General features: G+C 49.7%; 16 protein-coding genes. 11 read left to right on the top strand and 5 right to left on the bottom strand.

Features of this window, described 5'->3' with window-relative positions; all coding sequences use genetic code 11:
• Positions 1 to 307: 307 nt before the first annotated feature.
• The 6 genes from R3187_RS05620 to ahpF all read left to right on the top strand — a co-directional run bounded on the left by R3187_RS05620 (position 308) and on the right by ahpF (position 8,619).
• A complete protein-coding gene (locus tag R3187_RS05620) occupies positions 308 to 2,119 on the top strand; it encodes an assimilatory sulfite reductase (NADPH) flavoprotein subunit (RefSeq protein WP_318965726.1) in 1,812 nt (603 codons plus the stop codon).
• Positions 2,119 to 3,837, top strand: a complete 1,719-nt coding sequence (gene cysI, locus R3187_RS05615; RefSeq protein ID WP_318965725.1) for an assimilatory sulfite reductase (NADPH) hemoprotein subunit — start codon at positions 2,119 to 2,121, stop codon at positions 3,835 to 3,837. The genes R3187_RS05620 and cysI overlap by 1 nt, the downstream gene beginning before the upstream one ends.
• Before the next feature lie 72 nt (positions 3,838 to 3,909).
• Entirely contained in the window at positions 3,910 to 4,677 is a 768-nt protein-coding gene (locus tag R3187_RS05610; protein ID WP_318965724.1) for a phosphoadenylyl-sulfate reductase, read from the top strand.
• A gap of 111 nt (positions 4,678 to 4,788) precedes the next feature.
• Positions 4,789 to 6,039 carry a mechanosensitive ion channel family protein gene (locus tag R3187_RS05605; RefSeq protein ID WP_318965723.1) on the top strand — a complete coding sequence of 417 codons (1,251 nt, stop codon included), beginning with the start codon at positions 4,789 to 4,791 and terminating at the stop codon, positions 6,037 to 6,039.
• A gap of 257 nt (positions 6,040 to 6,296) precedes the next feature.
• Positions 6,297 to 6,863 (top strand): alkyl hydroperoxide reductase subunit C, encoded by a 567-nt coding sequence (gene ahpC, locus R3187_RS05600; protein ID WP_097110627.1) that lies wholly within the window; start codon positions 6,297 to 6,299, stop codon positions 6,861 to 6,863.
• 211 nt (positions 6,864 to 7,074) lie between these two features.
• Positions 7,075 to 8,619, top strand: coding sequence for an alkyl hydroperoxide reductase subunit F (gene ahpF, locus R3187_RS05595; protein WP_318965722.1), 1,545 nt, complete (start codon positions 7,075 to 7,077; stop codon positions 8,617 to 8,619).
• A gap of 142 nt (positions 8,620 to 8,761) precedes the next feature.
• Here ahpF and R3187_RS05590 read toward each other — a convergent pair whose 3' ends face one another.
• Genes R3187_RS05590 through R3187_RS05580 form a run of 3 tightly spaced genes read right to left on the bottom strand, consistent with a single transcriptional unit; the run spans position 8,762 to position 11,516 of the window.
• On the bottom strand, positions 8,762 to 9,571 hold the full coding sequence (locus tag R3187_RS05590) for an SAM-dependent methyltransferase (RefSeq protein WP_318965721.1): 810 nt from the start codon (positions 9,569 to 9,571) through the stop codon (positions 8,762 to 8,764).
• Positions 9,564 to 11,288: a tetratricopeptide repeat-containing diguanylate cyclase gene (locus R3187_RS05585; RefSeq protein ID WP_318965720.1), complete on the bottom strand. Its 1,725-nt coding sequence runs from the start codon at positions 11,286 to 11,288 to the stop codon at positions 9,564 to 9,566. Before R3187_RS05585 ends, R3187_RS05590 begins: the two co-directional genes overlap by 8 nt.
• Positions 11,289 to 11,309: 21 nt before the next feature.
• Entirely contained in the window at positions 11,310 to 11,516 is a 207-nt protein-coding gene (locus R3187_RS05580) for a hypothetical protein (protein ID WP_318965719.1), read from the bottom strand.
• A gap of 273 nt (positions 11,517 to 11,789) precedes the next feature.
• Here R3187_RS05580 and cysG point away from each other — a divergent pair, with 273 nt between their 5' ends.
• The 4 genes from cysG to R3187_RS05560 all read left to right on the top strand — a co-directional run bounded on the left by cysG (position 11,790) and on the right by R3187_RS05560 (position 15,510).
• The gene (cysG, locus tag R3187_RS05575) at positions 11,790 to 13,211 is read left to right on the top strand and encodes a siroheme synthase CysG (protein ID WP_318965718.1); all 1,422 of its coding nucleotides are present in this window, start codon (positions 11,790 to 11,792) and stop codon (positions 13,209 to 13,211) included.
• A 64-nt stretch (positions 13,212 to 13,275) separates the two neighbouring features.
• Entirely contained in the window at positions 13,276 to 14,061 is a 786-nt protein-coding gene (gene cysQ / locus R3187_RS05570) for a 3'(2'),5'-bisphosphate nucleotidase CysQ (protein WP_318965717.1), read from the top strand.
• Between the two features lie 50 nt (positions 14,062 to 14,111).
• A complete protein-coding gene (gene rsuA / locus R3187_RS05565) occupies positions 14,112 to 14,807 on the top strand; it encodes a 16S rRNA pseudouridine(516) synthase RsuA (protein WP_318965716.1) in 696 nt (231 codons plus the stop codon).
• A 28-nt stretch (positions 14,808 to 14,835) separates the two neighbouring features.
• Positions 14,836 to 15,510, top strand: a complete 675-nt coding sequence (locus R3187_RS05560) for an START domain-containing protein (protein ID WP_318965715.1) — start codon at positions 14,836 to 14,838, stop codon at positions 15,508 to 15,510.
• Here the strand turns inward: R3187_RS05560 and R3187_RS05555 are convergent.
• Both R3187_RS05555 and R3187_RS05550 read right to left on the bottom strand, forming a co-directional pair.
• A complete protein-coding gene (locus tag R3187_RS05555; protein ID WP_318965714.1) occupies positions 15,455 to 17,317 on the bottom strand; it encodes a DUF4105 domain-containing protein in 1,863 nt (620 codons plus the stop codon). The genes R3187_RS05560 and R3187_RS05555 overlap by 56 nt on opposite strands.
• 50 nt (positions 17,318 to 17,367) lie before the next feature.
• Positions 17,368 to 17,850: a DUF3015 family protein gene (locus tag R3187_RS05550; RefSeq protein WP_318965713.1), complete on the bottom strand. Its 483-nt coding sequence runs from the start codon at positions 17,848 to 17,850 to the stop codon at positions 17,368 to 17,370.
• Positions 17,851 to 18,098: 248 nt separating this feature from the next.
• On the opposite strand from R3187_RS05550, the gene R3187_RS05545 reads away from it, so the two are divergent.
• Positions 18,099 to 18,341 (top strand): GlsB/YeaQ/YmgE family stress response membrane protein, encoded by a 243-nt coding sequence (locus tag R3187_RS05545; RefSeq protein WP_318965712.1) that lies wholly within the window; start codon positions 18,099 to 18,101, stop codon positions 18,339 to 18,341.
• The last annotated feature ends 231 nt before the right edge of the window (positions 18,342 to 18,572 follow it).

The raw sequence follows: 18,572 nt of genomic DNA, 5'->3' as shown, positions 1-18,572 counted from the left end.
TTTAGGTTCTTAATGACAATTTGTTAAGGCAAGGCTGATGCCAGTTTTTATGTTGTTGTTTATAAACAGGTAAATCAAAAAGAAGCGCACCACAGATTTTTCAGGTTAGCGTGTTTGGCTATTTTTTAGCGAAATTCTCAGCCACCAGCGATTGGCAGACCAACACAGACAGCGCCACTACCTGTCTGTTTCTGGTCGGTAAATGTGCTTTTAATTACTATTTGGAATAACGCAGAGAGATCCATTCTTTTACCGGCATACGTTTGGACGGCTAAAATGACCCTATAAAGTTTATACAGGTGTTTTTATGCTTTTATCTTCATTAGTGGCGCAGGCCAGCCCGTTATCAGAACAGCAGGTGCAGCAATTACAGGGGCTGGTCAGTCAGCTGAACCCGATTCAGCAAGCCTGGGTCAGTGGGTATCTGGCGGCCAGTGCCCAACTTGCCGGCGGTCAGGCTGTAGCGCCTGCCACAGCGGCCGCAAGCAGCGCGACACTGACCATAGTGTATGGCTCGCAAACCGGTAATGCCCGCCATGTGGCAGAAGCACTGGCCAGTTTGGCCAAGGCGAAGAACATTGCCGCCAAGGTGGTGGATTTAGCCGATTATAAAAGCAGCCAGCTGAAAAATGAGCAGTATCTGATTATTGTCACCTCGACTTACGGTGAGGGTGAGCCACCGGAGAATGCGGTCAGTTTCTATAACTTTTTATTCAGTAAAAAAGCACCGAAAGTACCGCAATTGAAGTTCGCCGTGCTGGGCCTGGGCGATACCAGTTATGAGTTTTTCTGTAAAACGGCTGCCGATTTTGATGAGCGGCTGGCCGAATTAGGCGCGCAGCGCTTGCAGGCGCGGGCTGATCTGGACGTGGATTACGACGCTGCGGCAACCAGCTGGAACAACGCGTTAATCAGTGTGGTAGAGCCGGAGTTTGCCAGTGCGCCTTCAGCCCAGGTGATCAACTGGCCGGGTCAGGCGCCAACAGCAGCGGCAAGCCAGTACAACAAACAGCAGCCCTTTGCCGCTGAGTTATATACTAACCAGAAAATTACCGGCCGTGACTCAGCCAAAGATGTCCGCCATATTGAAATTTCACTGGAAGGTTCTGGCTTAACGTATTTGCCGGGCGATGCGCTGGGCGTCTATTTTGAAAACGATCCTGCCATAGTGGCAGAGTTACTAAGCCTGACCGGGCTGGAAGGGGCCGCGCAGGTCAACCTGGCTAATCAGAGTTTAAGCCTGACTGACGCCCTGACCGGCCAGCTGGAATTAACCCAGTCTTACCCGGCGTTTGTCGAGAAATACGCTGCTGCCAGTGGCAATGCTGCTTTGTCGCAACTGGCTGCCGATAAAACCGCCTTGCGCTCTTATCTGACCGACCGGCAGATTATCGATATTGTCCGTGATTACCCGGTAACCACAACTGCCATCAGCGCCCAGCAGTTAGTCGATGCGCTGCGTAAGCAACAGCCGCGCTTATATTCTATCGCCTCCTCCCAGGCGGAAGTTGAGGAAGAAGTGCACTTAACCGTGGCTGTGGTGCGTTACGATGCCTTTGGTCAGCCGCATTATGGCGGTGCTTCGGGTTATCTGGCCGAACGCCTGGCTGAAGGCGATAAGGTGCGGGTATTTGTCGAGCAGAATAACAATTTCCGCTTACCGGCCGATGACGACACGCCGGTGCTGATGATTGGCCCTGGTACCGGTATTGCTCCGTTCCGCGCCTTTTTGCAGGAGCGTGATGCCCGCGGCGCCACTGGCAAAAACTGGTTGTTTTTTGGCAATCCGCATTTTACCCAGGACTTTTTATATCAGACTGAGTTGCAGGGCTATTTAAAACAAGGCCTGCTCAGCAGGCTGGACGTGGCATTCAGCCGCGACAGCGCTCAGAAAGTCTATGTGCAGGATAAACTGCGCAAACATGCGGCAGAGGTTTATCAGTGGCTGGAACAGGGTGCCCATGTCTATATTTGTGGTGATGCTAACCGGATGGCGAAAGACGTCCATCAGGCGCTGCTGGAAATAATACAGCAACAGGGTGGCAAAACTGCCGAACAGGCCCAGCAATATTTAGATGAATTACGGGTAGCCAAGCGTTACCAGAAGGATGTGTACTAATGAGCCAATATCCGATTAAACCCGAGCTGCAGGTCAGCGGCAAATTATCTGACAACGAGCGGTTAAAGGCCGAAAGTAAGCAGCTGCGCGGCACCATTGAGCAGGATTTAAGCGACGAAATCACCGGTGGCTTTACCGGCGATAACTTTATGCTGGTGCGTTTTCATGGCATGTATCAGCAGGATGACCGCGATATCCGGGCTGAACGGGCAGCGCAGAAGCTGGAACCGTTGCACAATGTCATGTTGCGGGCGCGGATGCCCGGCGGCATTATTACGCCAAAGCAGTGGCTGGCAATCGATCAGTTCGCTGCTGATAAAACCCTGTATGGCAGTATCCGCTTAACCACCCGCCAAACGTTTCAGTTTCATGGGGTGTTAAAACCGCATATTAAGCCAATGCATCAGTTTTTAAACAGCATCGGTATCGACTCGATTGCCACTGCCGGCGATGTTAACCGCAACGTGCTGTGTACCTCTAACCCGGTGGAATCAGAGCTGCATCAGCAGGCCTATCAGTGGGCGGTGAAGATAAGCGAGCACTTACTGCCGAAAACCCGCGCCTATGCGGAAATCTGGCTGGATGAAGAAAAAGTCGAAACCACCGAAACCGAACCGGTGCTGGGTGAGAACTATTTGCCCCGCAAGTTTAAAACCACGGTGGTGATACCACCACATAACGACATTGATGTGCATGCCAATGACCTTAACTTTGTGGCCATTGCCGAGAACGGCAAGCTGACTGGTTTTAATGTGCTGGTCGGCGGCGGGCTGGCGATGACCTTTGGCGATAACTCTACCTACCCGCGTAAAGCAGAAGTGCTGGGCTTTATCAGCCTGGAGCATACGTTAAAAGTGGCCGAGCATGTGGTCACAGTGCAGCGCGATTATGGTGACAGGGTTAATCGCAAAAATGCCAAAACCAAATACACCATCGACCGGATTGGCGTAGATACCTTTAAAGCCGAAGTGGAACAGCGGGTTGGCGTGCCTTTTGCGCCAGCTAAACCGTTTGAATTTACCACCCGTGGCGATCGCTTTGGTTGGGTAGCGGGCATTGATGGTAAACACCATTTAACCTTATTTATTGAAAATGGCCGGGTGCTGGATTTCCCCGGTAAACCGCTGAAAACCGGTCTGGCAGCCATTGCCAGCGTGCATCAGGGGGATTTCCGGATGACCGCCAATCAGAACCTGATTGTTGCCGGGGTGCCGCCAGAGCAAAAAGCGTTAATTGAGCAACTGGCCCGCGAGCATGGCTTAATTGATGATGGCCATAGCGAGCAGCGTAAAAATTCAATGGCTTGTGTGTCATTTCCCACCTGTCCGCTGGCGATGGCAGAAGCTGAGCGTTACTTACCTGAACTGGTAACGAAAGTAGAAGCCTTGCTGAGCAAACACAAGGTTGATGACGACCATATTGTGCTGCGGGTAACCGGCTGCCCGAATGGTTGCGGCCGTGCCATGCTGGCCGAAGTAGGTCTGGTGGGCCGGGCACCGGGTAAATACAACGTCTATCTGGGTGGCAATAAAATTGGTACCCGCATTCCGAAGCTGTATTTAGATAATGTCGGCGAAACGCAAATCCTCGACGAGCTGGATAAGTTAATCGGCAGCTGGGCGCAACAGCGTAATAGCGGCGAATGTTTTGGTGATTTTGTTATCCGCAGCGGCGTGGTGGCAGAAGTGAAAGTGTCAAAGACCGACTTTCATGCCTGATCGAAGCGGCCAACAGCTAAACGATTTGACTATTGCAGAACGAAATTGCAGAACAAGATTGCAGGAATATCAATGGCAGCTAACAGCATGATTGACAGTATAACAGCCGATTACCGGCAGATACTGCAACAGGACAGCGCAACCCAGCAGGCCTGGCTGGCAGAAATTAATCATCTGCTAAGCCCGATGAGCGCAAGCGAGCGGGTGCGTTGGGCGCTTAACAACCTGCCGGCGCAGCCGATGCTCAGCTCCAGCTTTGGCATCCAGGCGGCGGTGATGCTGCATCTGGTGACCGTGCAGCGGCCGGATATACCAGTAGTGCTGACCGATACCGGTTATTTATTTCCGGAAACCTATCAGTTTATTGATCAGTTAACCGGGCAGCTCGGTCTGAATTTGCAGGTATATCGCGCTGCCTTATCGGCCAACTGGCAGCTGGCGCGCTATGGCGAGCAGTGGCTAACCGCCGAAGGAACCAAACAATACAATCAGCTGAATAAAGTCGAGCCAATGCAACGGGCACTGCGCGAGCTGAAGGTGGGTAGCTGGTTTACCGGCTTACGCCGCAGCCAGAGCAGTACCCGTGCTGATAAAGCTATTGTCGAAATCAGTCGTGGCGTTGTTAAAATTCAGCCGATTATCGACTGGAGCAATAAAGACGTCTTTTACTACTTAAAACAGCATAACCTGCCGTACCACCCGCTATGGGAGCAGGGTTATTTATCGGTCGGTGACACCCATTCCACTGTGAAATTTGAGCCTGGTATGAGTGAAGAAGACACCCGCTTTAACGGCTTTGGCCGCGAGTGCGGCCTGCATATGGATGGCGACGGCATCTGATTGCTGCGGGTTGCAAAGCTGGCTTAACGGGGCATAATAACGCCAGCTGACATTACTGCTGCACCGGCAGTGTCTCTCGTTAATCACGTCAAACAGGGAATGGGTTGATACATGTGGGAATTTGACTTTAATGCGTTCCAGAACTGGCTGGAGCAGCACCCCGAAACCAAATTATGGCTTAGTCTCGGCTTGCTATTACTGGTTGCCTGGCTAAGCAATTTCATTGTAAAAAAAGTGCTGATCCGCGGTATTTTCCGCGCTTTGCGGGCCAGTGTCTATGGCCAGCATCAGGTTATTCAGCATTCTGCTTTTATCGCCAGGCTGGCCAACATTGTACCGGCGCTGATTATTTCCAAAGGCATTACCTTAATCGACGGCGTGTCTGAAACCGTCACCACCATTGTGGTCAATGTCTGTAATGCCTTTATTGTACTTACTATTGCCCTGGCGATCGCCAATATCCTGACCCTGGTCAATGCTATTTATGAACAGGGCCCGGACGCTAAAACCAAGCCAATTAAGGGTTATGTGCAGGTATTAAAAATAGTGGTGTTTACAATCGCCCTTATTTTAATGATTGCCGCGCTGGTAGATCGCTCGCCGCTTATTCTGTTATCCGGCCTTGGCGCGATGGCCGCCGTGTTAATGCTGATTTTTCAGGACACCATTTTATCGTTAGTGGCCAGCGTCCAGATCTCCTCCAATGATGTGATTCGGGTCGGTGACTGGGTAGAAATGCCGCAGCTGAATGCCGACGGCGACGTCATTGATATCGCCCTGCATACGGTAAAAGTACAGAACTGGGATAAAACCATCACCACTATCCCCACCCGGCGCTTTATGACCGATGCCTTTAAAAACTGGCGGGGCATGCAGCAGTCGGGCGGGCGGCGGATTAAGCGCAGCCTGATGCTGGATCAGCAAAGCGTCCATTTTCTGGATGCAGACGAGCGCAAGCATCTAACCCGTTTCAGTTTGCTGCAGGATTATCTGGCGGAAAAACAAAAGGAAATTGATAGCTGGAACAGTGAACTGGCTGAGCGGGGCCAGGAGCCGGTAAATACCCGGCGTATTACCAACATAGGAACTTTTCGCGCCTATGTGCAACGTTATCTGGCCAGCCACCCCGGGGTGCATCAGCACATGACGTTAATGGCCCGTCAGCTGGCGCCTGGTGCAGACGGTTTACCGCTGGAAATCTACTGCTTTACCAATACCACGGCCTGGCTGGCGTATGAAGGTATTCAGTCTGATATCTTCGATCACTTACTGGCCATTTTGCCGGAATTTGGTTTGCGGGTGTATCAGCACCCAAGTGGCATGGATATCCGCGCCATTCAGCTGGGCCGTCAGGACGATTAATACCCGGCATAAAATAGCCGTTTAACATGCCAGGGCGCTTGAGAAATCAGCGCCTTGTCCTCATCTAAAGGGCTGTGCTGCCACGTAGTTAACGCGCTAACCCAAAATAGTAGCAATGGCTCTGGCTTCTAATCTATAAAAGCGATGATATTGATTAATTTAATTCGTTTTAAAAAATTAAGATGACTGGCTAAGATAGCTGGCATTGAGAACGCGGAAATTTACCAACCTATTTATTAACCGAAGGGAGCAAGACAATGTCTTCAATTATCAATACTAAAATTAAGCCATTCAAAGCCACTGCATTTCATCAGGGCAAATTTGTACCGGTAACCGAGCAGGATATTCTGGGCAAATGGGCAGTAGTATGTTTTTACCCGGCTGACTTTACGTTCGTCTGCCCGACTGAATTAGGCGATTTAGCTGATTTCTACGCGAAGTTCCAGGAAATCGGTGTTGAAGTATACTCAGTATCAACTGACACTCACTTCACCCACAAAGCGTGGCACGATGCGTCTGAAACCATCAAGAAAATCAACTACCCGATGATAGGCGACCCGACTGGTGCCATTACCCGTAACTTCGGCGTAATGATTGAAGAAGATGGCCTGGCACTGCGTGGTACTTTCGTAATCAACCCGGAAGGCGAAATCAAAGTTGCTGAAATTCACGACTTAGGTATCGGCCGCTCTGCTGGTGAATTGTTCCGTAAAGTACAGGCTGCTCAGTACGTTGCTAACCATGACGGCGAAGTTTGTCCGGCTAAATGGACTCCGGGTGAAGCGACTTTAGCGCCATCACTGGACCTGGTTGGTAAAATCTAAGCAGTGCAATATCTGCAGTTATCTGCAGTGAGAACCGATTACAGCCCCTCCTAAGAAGCTGTAATCAGCTTCTCTCTGCCAGACTACGGTTTGGTATCCGGGCAGGCAATGCCTGCCCGGACTATCCCGGATTAAATGCTTACAGCCTGTAAACTCAGGCTGAGGCTTTGTTACGCTGATTTTTTATCGTCTTAATTTTTCTGGAGTTTTTATGTTAGATACTAACCTGAAGCAAACGCTTAAAACTTATTTGCAGAACCTGAAAACAGAAGTTGAGCTGGTGGTATCTTTAGACGATAGCGCCAAAGCCACTGAAGTAGAACAACTGGCTAATGATATAGCCGGTTTATCAGATTTAGTATCGTTGCGTCGCGACGATGCTGCTATGGACCGCAAACCCGCAATGCTGGTGCGCTCGGTAGCCAAAGATACTCACATTACCTTTGCCGGTGTGCCGCTGGGTCATGAATTTACCTCGTTAGTGCTGGCTCTGCTGCACTCAGGTGGCCACCCGATAAAGGTGGAAGCCGATACCATCGAACAAATTCGCCAGTTACCCGGTAAGTTTGAATTTGAAACCTATATTTCACTAAGCTGCCAGACCTGTCCGGAAGTTGTGCAGGCGCTGAATATTATGGCCGCTACTAACCCGAACATTACCAACGTGATGATTGATGGTGCGATGTTCCAGGACGAAGTCAGCGAGCGCAATGTGATGGCGGTGCCATCGGTATTTTTAAACGGCGAGTTATTTTCGCAGGGTGCGATTACCCTGGAGAAAATTATCCAGAAAATTGACGTTAATGCTGAAAAACGCCAGGCCGAGGCGCTGAAAAGTAAAGCGGAGTTCGATGTATTAGTCGTCGGCGGTGGCCCGGCTGGTGCTTCTGCTGCCGTGTATGCCGCGCGGAAAGGTTTGAACACCGGTATTCTGGCCGAGCGTTTTGGTGGTCAGGTGGCTGACACCGTCGGTATTGAAAACTTTATCTCGGTAAAATACACCGAAGGCCCGAAGCTGGTAAATGCATTGGAAGCCCATGTCCGTGAATACGACGTGGATATTATGAATAACCAGCGCGCGGTTAAGCTGAGCAAAACCGACAAGGTTGAGCTGGAGCTGGCAAACGGCGCGATGTTACGCAGTAAAACCTTAATTCTGGCACCGGGTGCGCGCTGGAGAGAAATGAATGTACCGGGCGAGCAGCAATATCGCGGTAAAGGTGTGGCGTACTGTCCGCACTGTGATGGACCGCTGTTTAAAGGCAAAAAAGTGGCCGTTATCGGTGGGGGTAACTCGGGCATTGAAGCGGCTATCGACTTAGCCGGTATTGTTGAGCACGTTACCGTACTGGAATTTGCCGCCACGCTGCGGGCCGATGCGGTACTGGTGAAAAAAGCCAATTCAATGGGCAACATTACCATTATTACTGAAGCGCAAAGCACCGAAGTGACCGGTGACGGTAACCGGGTAAACGGTATTAATTATACCGACCGCAAAACCGGTGAGTCGCATCATGTTGAGCTGGCGGGTATTTTTGTCCAGATTGGTCTGGTACCTAATACCGAATGGTTGCGCGGCGCGCTGGAGCTGTCGCCACGCGGTGAGATTATTGTCGACGAGCGCGGCCAGACCTCAATACCAGGCGTTTTTGCTGCCGGTGACGCCACTACCGTGCCTTACAAGCAGATTATTATCGCCATGGGCGCTGGTGCCAATGCCTCGCTGGGTGCGTTTGATTATCTGATCCGCCATTAATATCTGAGCCGGCCTCAACAGCCGGCATTGGCAACACTTTCGCAAAACGGGATACCTCTCTCATCCCTCTTTGGCGGTAACTTCGGTTACCGCTTTTTTTATTGGCAATTTTTTATTCATAATTTTTTTATTCATAATAGTGTTAAGACTGTTGCCGAAGCGGATGGTCGGCCGGCACGCCAAGCTGATCCAGCATGTTGTGGTTAATGCTTTTGGCTCGCAGCGGCGGGATCACCAGAGTGGTGATCTGGTTAAGGGTGGCCTGCGGTAATTCGGCTAAGCTGACTTGCTCGGCCCGGTGCTGCCAGATCGGTAAGTCGGCGGCTTCGTATAAAATAACCTGATGATCCGGCCGGTACCATTGCTGCAGGTGCTGTACCAGTATTTCAATATAACGGCGGTCGCTTGCCAGTTTTGCCAGGCTGAAATCACCGGCTATCGCCACCTGCCATAGCAGCAAATAAGCACTGACATCGACACTATGCTGATAAAACAAAAACTGACTGGCTTCAAATTGCTGACAGCCTTCTGCCATTGGGTCTATGCCCAAGTCGGCATATAGACAGGCATCGGCGCCAATCCCGGCTGCCATTTTTGCGTGGTAGCCCAGCGCTTTTAACTGGCGTATTGCTTCGTGTGGCGGCCAGCTGGCAATGCCCGGGTGGCCATAGCAGGCCCACACCACATTTTTACCGGCGGTGACTGCCGCGATAACGGCATCCAGCATTGCCTGATAGCTTTTAAGTCGGGACTGACCGGTTTGATAAAAAGGCTGCAAATCGACTAAGTTGGGGTTTATCTGCTGCAAAAAACCAGCAAGATAGTGGCTGTTGCTGTGAAAAAACACCATATCAGCCGCCGCCAGTTGCTCGCGCGCCAGTATTGTCAGCTGGCTGCCCAGGGTGATCCCCAGACCAAGGCACAGCAAGTTACCGTGGTTTTGCTCAGACACCCTTGTTACCCTGGCTGCTACTGCTATCAGCCGGCTTATACACCACAATCCGGTTACGACCACCGGTTTTGGCTTGATACAGTGCATCATCAGCTTGTTTTAATAAACTATCAAAATCGGCAGTGCTGCTGGCGGCCACCCCAAAACTGGCGGTTATCTGAATTTGCTGGTCGTCAAATGGAATAACCAACTGCTCCAGGCTTTGCCGGCACTGCTCGGCGATCTCTTCGGCATCGGCTAAGCCACAGCCTGGTAAAAACAGCGCAAATTCTTCGCCGCCAATCCGCGCTAAAATATCCTGCTGACGAATTTGTGTCTGACAACATTGGGCAATAGCACTTAGCACCTTGTCACCAGCGGCATGGCCATGTTTGTCATTAATTTGTTTAAATAAATCGATATCAAATATTAGCAGGCTGCATTCACCCCGTTGCCGTCGGTTTGCCATCTGTTTACTAACTGTTTCACTAAAATAGCGGCGGTTAAATAAGCGCGTTAAAAAGTCGGTGGTGGCCAGCCTGTTTAATGCCACCCGCTTGCTGTTTAATACATAAATAACCAGCAGCAATAACGCCAGCAAAGCAACAGCAAACAGCAGGGCTTTTAGCTTTTGCTCTTGTTGCAACTTGCTTTCCAGTTGCAACAGCTCATTTTCGCTCTTTAATAACGCCAGTTTATTTTCGCTTGCCATAAAATCAGCCTGTGCCAGGTGGTAGGCTACGCTGCGCTTTTTAAATTCATCGATATAACTATTCTGAGCTGCAGCATGTTTGCGGTAGGCAGTCACAGCAGCTGAGGTATCACCTTTTTCCTGATACGTTTGGGCTAACAACAGCATCGCTTTATTGGCGGTTTGTGTGTCGTTTAAGGCTATTGTCTGTTGATAAACTTTTTCAAGCAACGCTTCTGCGGCTGCATAGTTTTGCAGATAAAGCTCTGCTGAACCCAGAAAAAACTCAGCCTGGATAACTGAATACAGATAACCTGTTTTTTTGAGTTCAGGTAAAACCGACTGCATATCACTTTTAACCTGCGCCGGAACCTTTGTTACATCTATTTCAGCAATGTAGAGACTAATAGTGTTCAAAAGTAACGGCTCGTTAGCAGTCAGGCAGGCTTGCCGGGCGTTGCTAACGGCATCATCTGTATACGTTTGGGTTAGGTTAATTGTGGCTCGCAGTTGTAGTACATAGCCAACACAATAACTGCGGGGTGTACTGGCAATGTCGACGATATTTGACGCATATTCCAACGCCTTGTCGTATACATTGGCACTGATATGTAACTGGGTTGCAACGGTATACAGGCTGACCTGAAGTGACTCGTTATTCAGCGAAATACCGGCCTTTAACGCCGTAAACAGAAAAGAATAAGCTTTACTGAAATCCTTTCTGTGCTCATATACCGTTGCCAGCAGCAAGTTCGCTTTCAGCCTGATTTCCGGGTATTCACTGGCTGCGATTTTTGTGGCCCAGCTGATGGCCTCGTCTTGTTTACTCTGAAATGCATAGATATACGCTTTAAGAAAGTTGAACTGCTGTTGCTGGTAGGCACTGAGGGCGTGATAGTTTGATTCCAGTTGGGCAACGATCTCAACGGTTTGGCCTGGTGCCTGAGTTCGCAATGCTTCAGCCTGGTCCAGTTGCTCTTGAAACGAATCTGCTGCACAGACAACAGAAAACACCGCCAACAACAATATCAGCGGGATATATAGCAAACTCGTTCTTTGCAAGGTGCGTTACTTGGCTGGGAAAATAAAAGTAACAGGCAGTACAGGGTGACCGGTTAACTGTTCTACTTTAGTTTTGTCGCCCGCAAGTACTGCTTCCACCTCATGGTTTTGCAGACCGTATTTTTGCATAGTGGCTGCGGGGTCGTTGCGGTAATCCTGCTGTAAGCTTGGGTTGCTGGCTAAATCGTTAATAAACTGGCTAAGAGTCGACATAGTAAATCCCTTAAAATGCTGCGCTTGTTATTATTGTCTGAATATTACCACCCTTCTATGACAGAAGTGGCTGCTAATGCTGATTATCTGCTCAACTAATGTAATGGAAATAGCAGCGGCTAACAACTGCGCCTTTTTAAAAACGAAGCATAAAAGCGTGCCTGTTAATTCCGTTTGGTTATATCTGAGCGTGATAAGCTATTTTGCGATTAACCCGCCCGGCGCTATGCTTAGCGTTACATTATGCTGATCGTTTCAGCCTGCGGAGCTGCTGTGCAATATCTTCCTTTATTCGTTAAATTAACCGATAAGCCGGTGTTAATTGTCGGCGGCGGTTCGGTGGCGCTGCGTAAAGCCGGCACCCTGCTAAGTGCCGGCGCTAAGCTTTATGTGGTATCGCCTGAGTTTGCTCCGGAATTTATTGAATGGCAACAGCAGGGTAAAGCCGAGCTTATTTGCGGTTATTTCAGCCCGGAGTTATTAGACGGCAAGTTGCTGGTCATTGCCGCCACTGATAACGACAAGGTGAATGGCGCGGTGTATGACGCAGCAACAGCGCGCAATATGCTGGTAAATACCGTGGATGATCAGCCCAAATGCGGTTTTATTTTCCCGTCTATTATTGACCGTAACCCGATCATTATTGCCATCTCCAGTTTTGGTACCGCACCTGTGCTGGCGCGGCGCCTGCGCGAAAAGCTGGAAACCTTATTACCACAGCATTTAGGGCCACTGGCGCAGCTGGTGGGCCGCTTTCGCGATCAGGTAAAGGCCAAAATAAAGGGCTTTGCTGCCCGTCGTCAGTTTTGGGAAAAGGTATTTAACTCCGATGTGGTGCGCGATGTGCAGGCTAATCAGCTGCCGCAGGCCGAACAACGGCTTACTGAGCTACTGGCTGAGCCGCAGCAACTGGCCGGTGAAGTGTATGTGGTGGGGGCCGGCCCGGGCGACCCGGAACTGCTCACGTTAAAAGCGCTGCAGTTAATGCAGCAAGCCGATGTGGTGGTATACGACTATCTGGTGTCGCCGGAAATTATGCAGTTAGTGCGTCGCGATGCCGAGCTGATTTGTGTTGGTAAAAAAGCCGGCGCGCACTCGGTGGCACAACAGGATACCAATCAGATTCTGATTGATTTAGCCCTGGCCGGTAAGAAAATCTGCCGCTTAAAAGGCGGCGACCCCTTTATTTTTGGCCGCGGCGGCGAGGAAATTCAGGCGTTGCTGGCCCATAATATTGCCTTTCAGGTGGTACCGGGCGTTACTGCCGCTGCCGGTTGCGCCGCTTATGCCGGGATCCCACTGACTCATCGCGATCATGCGCAAAGCGTGCAGTTTGTTACCGGCCATTGTCGTAAAGACGGCAGTGAGCCTGACTGGCAGAGTATGAGCACCCCTAACCAGACGGTAGTGATTTATATGGGGCTGATGAAAGCGGCCCATATTCAGCAGCAACTGATAAGCGCCGGACGTGCGGCAACCACCCCGGTAGCGATTATTGAAAACGGTACCCGGTTGGAGCAGCGGATTATTACCACTGAGCTGGGTGAGCTGGCCGCGCAGATTGACAACGAGCAGGTAAAATCGCCGGCGCTGCTGATTATTGGTGAAGTGGTCAGTTTACAGCAGCAGCTGCACTGGTTTGGCGCCCGGCCGCAAACGGCAGTTTTTGCCCAGCCGCTAACCCGGCTGCGCTAATTCTGGTAAGCTGGCCAGACTGATTTTTCGCTATTATTTTCTGACAACCTTCAGGGACGACCCTATGACAGCAACCTTATTGCCGGCCATAATTCAGATTGCCGAACAGGCCGGTGCGGCCATTTTAGCTATTTACGGCCGTGATCAGGCCGATTTTAATATCAGCGCCAAAAGCGATGACTCACCGTTAACTGCAGCCGATTTAGCGGCCCATAAACTGATCGTGGCTGAGTTGATAAAGTTAACCCCCGATTTACCCATTTTGTCTGAAGAAGCGGCCGATATCAGCTGGGATATCCGGAAAAGCTGGCAGCGTTACTGGCTGGTCGACCCGCTGGATGGCACCAAAGAGTTTATTAAACGCAATGGCGAATTTACCGTGAATATTGCGCTGATAGATAACGGTGAGCCGGTATTAGGTGTGGTGCATGCACCGGTGCTGGCCAAAACTTATTATGCCGCCAAAGGGGAAGGTGCTTTTTTAAAGCACGCCGGAAATGTCAGGCTAATAAAGGTAAACCAGGCCCGCCCCGATCAATTAGTTAAAGTAGTGGGCAGTCGTAGCCACCCCAGCCCCGATTTAGCCGGCTATCTGGCCCAGTTTAATCAGCATGAAATGGTGCCGGTTGGCAGCTCGCTGAAGTTTTGTCTGGTGGCCGATGGCACCGCCGATGTCTATCCGCGCTTTGGCCCCACCATGGCCTGGGACACCGGCGCTGGCCATATTGTTGCTACCGAGGCCGGCGCTACCGTCAGTTTCGATGGTATCAGCAGCAAGGTATATCAGCGCGAGCAGCTGCTTAATCCGAATTTTATGGTGTCGGCACTCGTCCCGGCAACAGGCGACTAATTTTTGCCGGTAGGGTACACTAGTCAGCTTATTTACAGGTGGCTAGTGTTATGCGTTTAGATAAATATATATGTGATTGTACCGGCCTGACCCGCAGCCAGGCCGGCAAAGTTATCCGCCAGAAACTGGTGACGATTAACGGCGAGCTGGTTAAACAGGCAGCGTTGCAGGTTAACAGTGGCGATAAGGTGGTAATGGATGGCCAGCCGCTGGCGATCATTGGCCTGCGTTATCTGATACTGCATAAACCAGCCGGTTTTCTCTGCGCCAATGATGACCCGGATCACCCAATCGTATTCAGTTTACTGGATGAGCCTTTAGTTGAGCGGCTGCACACCGTCGGCCGGCTTGATTTAGACACCACGGGCCTGCTACTGCTGACCGATGACGGTAAGTGGTCGCACCGGATAAGCTCACCAAAACATCATATTGCCAAAACCTACCGGGTATGGACGGCCGACCCAATCGGCGCTGATGCGGCCAGCCAGTTTGCTGAGGGCGTAATGCTGCGTGGTGAAAAAGACCCGACCTTGCCGGCTGAGCTGGAAATCGTTGCCGAGTGCGAAGCCCTGCTGACCATTCATGAAGGCCGTTATCATCAGGTTAAACGGATGTTTGCCGCAATTGGCAATAAAGTAGAGCAACTGCACCGCGAAAAAATCGGCGGCCTGCAGCTACCGGCAGATTTAGCCGAGGGTGAGTACCGGGCTTTGACAGCCGATGAATTAGCGCTGCTACAGGGATAAAGTGATGCGCCGGCTGATAGCATGCCTGATGTTTTTAAGTGTAAGCGCATTTTTAAGTGTGGCCACAGTAGCGCAGGACCACGACTGGCAGCTTTATAAAGCGGAAAGCGGAGTCAGGGTAGAGTATCGCCGTAAAACAGCCAACTTACTGGAGATAAAAGCCCAAACTGAAGTTAATGCTGACACAGGTGCTTTTATCCATTTACTGGAAGATACCGGCAATATCGATAAATGGGTCCCCAATGCCGATAAAGCTGAACTGCTCAGTCACCCTGATCCGGCAACCTATATCGTCCATACTTTCTTTAAAGCCCCCTGGCCGGTTTCAGACCGCGATATGGTAACCCGCTCGGTCTGGACAACAGACGAAAAGAGCGGTGAGCTGATACTGGATGTGCAGGATCTTGGTGATAAGTATCCAGATGTAGCAGGCTATATCCGGATGCAACGGGTGCAGGCACGCTGGACCTTAACCCCGCAAGCTGATGGCAAACTGCTTATCCGCTATCAGGGCCAGGCCGACCCGGCCGGCAGTTTACCGAATTTTATTGCTGATAAGGTGGCATTGAAATCGTTATTCAAGACCTTTAAGGCGTTGCCACGGGTATTGCAGAATTATCAGCAAAGCCATCCGGCGGTGGCTGACACTACCAGTACCAACCCAGTGCCAGACCAACTTCGGTTGCGCTATTATCCCGGCTAACAGCGATGCGGATGTCCGAATTCTGAGTCAGTGCTAATCTGCTATTTAATTTAGTTAAATGGTCGGTGCGGCCATCACTGTAAAATCTTTGCTCCAGCTCCAATCTCGCGGAAAGTCGCTCGGTGGTGTACCAGGTTGCAATAAGCTTAGTGGCAAGGTAGCTATCGTTGTCGTTAAGTGATTTTCCAAGGTAACCGCCACCGATAAAGCCGCTGATATTCAGTCTGGGAATTGCCTCAACGCCATAGCCAATGCCGCTATTCACTTTAACCGCCGCACAGCTGACACAGCCGATTTTACTTTGCGCGGCACCAACATCAAGGTACCAGGAGTAATTGCGGTCTCCGGGCAGTCCTGTCAGGTTAGCTCTGATACTTTCAATTTTTAACAGTGATAAATCTTTCAGAAATAACCTGTTGTCTGTGAAGCCTAAAACCAGCTCTCCCATACTCAAAGCAGAGAAGCTGACATGACCTTCCTCCGCATCAAGCGCATCATAATAAGCGGGACGTAACTGAAGCAGACCGTAAGTTGCGGTCTCAGAGTTACCCATAATTTGCACTGAAGAATAGCTTGGCTTTCTGCCAAGATGCGGTTGCGCCGCTGAACTAAATTTATCTGCGCCAGGGCCCGGTGGCAGCTGGTAACGTAATAAAACAGCTTGTTTGTATCGTATATTGTTCTCGTCATTCGTGCCGGCGGCTTCTTTACGCAAAAACTGATAGTAGTCAATCAGGGTATCGACTATTTCATGTTGTTCGGCAATAACAAAAGCGGACAGATCAATATTTTTGATATGGTCAGGCTTATTTACCAGGTTATGTAACATGGCTCTTTGCGGTTTATTTAAAAAAGAAAATCGTTGATATAACCGGCTTTGTCTGGAGGGATGATACGTAATTGTATGCACCAACGGCTTACCATTGTAATTGACGGCCGACAGGTTTTGCATTATCGACTGAGGTGTCATCCACAGGCGCTTGTTTGCTGCAAGTTTGGTCGTTAATACCAGTTGCAGCAACTCGCCCATATGAAAGGCACAATTGCGGTTAAAAAAGTAATACTGGTAATCAGCATCAAGCAATTCCCAAAGATGACCAAGCAATAAGTTTATATCTTGCTGCTCCAGCGCCAGCTCATACTCCCATAAGTCACGTAATTCCGACTCGCGGTAGTTACCTGCATGGTAGAAATATTTCTGCCGGGTAAACGAAGCATCGTATTGACCGACAATGCCTTTAATAACGTAAAGCGCCATATTCTCATCGACAGGAACATCGGCACCAAAATTAATAGCGGTATCCTGCAACGCCTTATGATCAGAATCAGACTGGCTGGCATTTAGTTTAAGCAATAAATGTCCATAGTATGATGCCGGATTTGCTAAAAAACCGCTGGCGAATATTACACTTACTGAACGGATACTTTGTTTTTCGTTAAACTGGTTAAATTGCGGACAACTTAATTGTTCAATATTGAAATCACTCAGATCAAGTTGCTGCTTCAGCCATTGATAACGGGCTGGGAAACGACACTGAGCATGCACATCAGGTGTTGCAGGGTCGACGGGTATTGCAAAGGCGGTAAGTGTTGCTGACAACTCTGCCAAAGGATCAGTCGCGCCCTGTGCAGACAAAAAGAAATGGTCTGACTGGATGTAGCTTTCGCCATTGTCGTTATAAACCAGCAATTTTTGCCAGGTTGATGACAATGCAATATTTTGCAGTTCAGATGAGTTAAGTTGAGTACTCGCCTGAGCATAAAAACCAAACAGCAACATGCTGCAACAAACAAGCAATCGATTCATGGGTAGGCTCGAGACAGAATAGGAAGCGTACTTCCTATTCTGCTAACACATTAAGCAGAGGTAACAGCACTGATTACAGTGGTGTAAAAACGCTGAGATTTTTCGCGCTTATCAGCAGCAAGGTATGAATCTTCAGCAATATGCTGGCTCATTTCTGTGCGCAGATTAGCAATGATTTTGGTTTGTTGCTCAGGGGTGACTTCAAGAATATTCAATAATGCTGATAAATGTTCACCTTCGCCGCGAGCCGTCTCTTCAATCAGACTGTCGTACGAGTTCAGGATAAACGCTGCAGCGTCAACATTTTTGCCTGAGCAGGTTTCAGGGCTGGCGGTAGCAGAAGTTACAGCCGTGGTACCAATATCCCAGATGACGTTTGACGTTACGGCCAGGACTTTATGCTCTGGAAATAAAGCAGCACCAATACCACAATCTGAAAATGGATTAGGGCCTGAACCAGGAGCTTTATCAGCATAAGCCGACGCACACAAAGCCATAGACACAGTTAGTGCTGCAATAGCGCTATATTTCATTTCAATTCCTTTGGTTTATTATTATGTAAAATTCCGCCTCGCCTAATCGAGGCGCGTAATATATACCGTTTCCATATTGGTAAATCCAGCTTTTAAAGGAAAATATTATTCGTCTAAGCAGACAATTGTTTCTAAGGTCATAGCGAACTAAACCGAAGTACGCTGCATGCATACTTGCTTTTTTAAGTTGTCGTTTTGAACTATGCTCAACAAGTGCTAAATCAGCACCTTACTGTTAAGGGATTACTATGAATTTTATCGCTTTTTTAATTATTGGTGCGCTGGCGGGCTGGATTGCCGGCAATATTATGAAAGGTAAAGGCTTTGGTTTGTTAGGCAATATGCTGGTGGGTATTGTCGGTGCTTTTGTTGGTGGCTTTCTGTTTGGTTTACTGGGCCTGGCGTCGTTTGGCTTTATTGGCTCGCTGGTTACCGCTACCGTCGGGGCGATAGTGCTGATTTATGTAGTGAGTTTAATTAAAAAAAGTTAGCTACAGCTTTTAACTGCCAGCAGAACTAGATTAGCGCAGCGAGTCCATCAGCGCTGATCGTTACAACGCCCGCTCTGGCTCGCCACAGCAATTAGCGTGGGCTTCCTGCCCACGCCCTTACAGGCCAGCTGAGCTGTTCAAATTCGTTCCAAACGAATTTGTCGCCCTTTTGCCTACGGCAGGGCTCAGACACTCTGTGGCGCCCAGTTCGGGGTTCTAACGCGCGCTGAT

This window comes from Arsukibacterium sp. (assembly GCF_033721375.1).
GTDB lineage: Bacteria > Pseudomonadota > Gammaproteobacteria > Enterobacterales > Alteromonadaceae > Alishewanella.
This window is presented reverse-complemented; position numbering and strand designations above follow the sequence as displayed.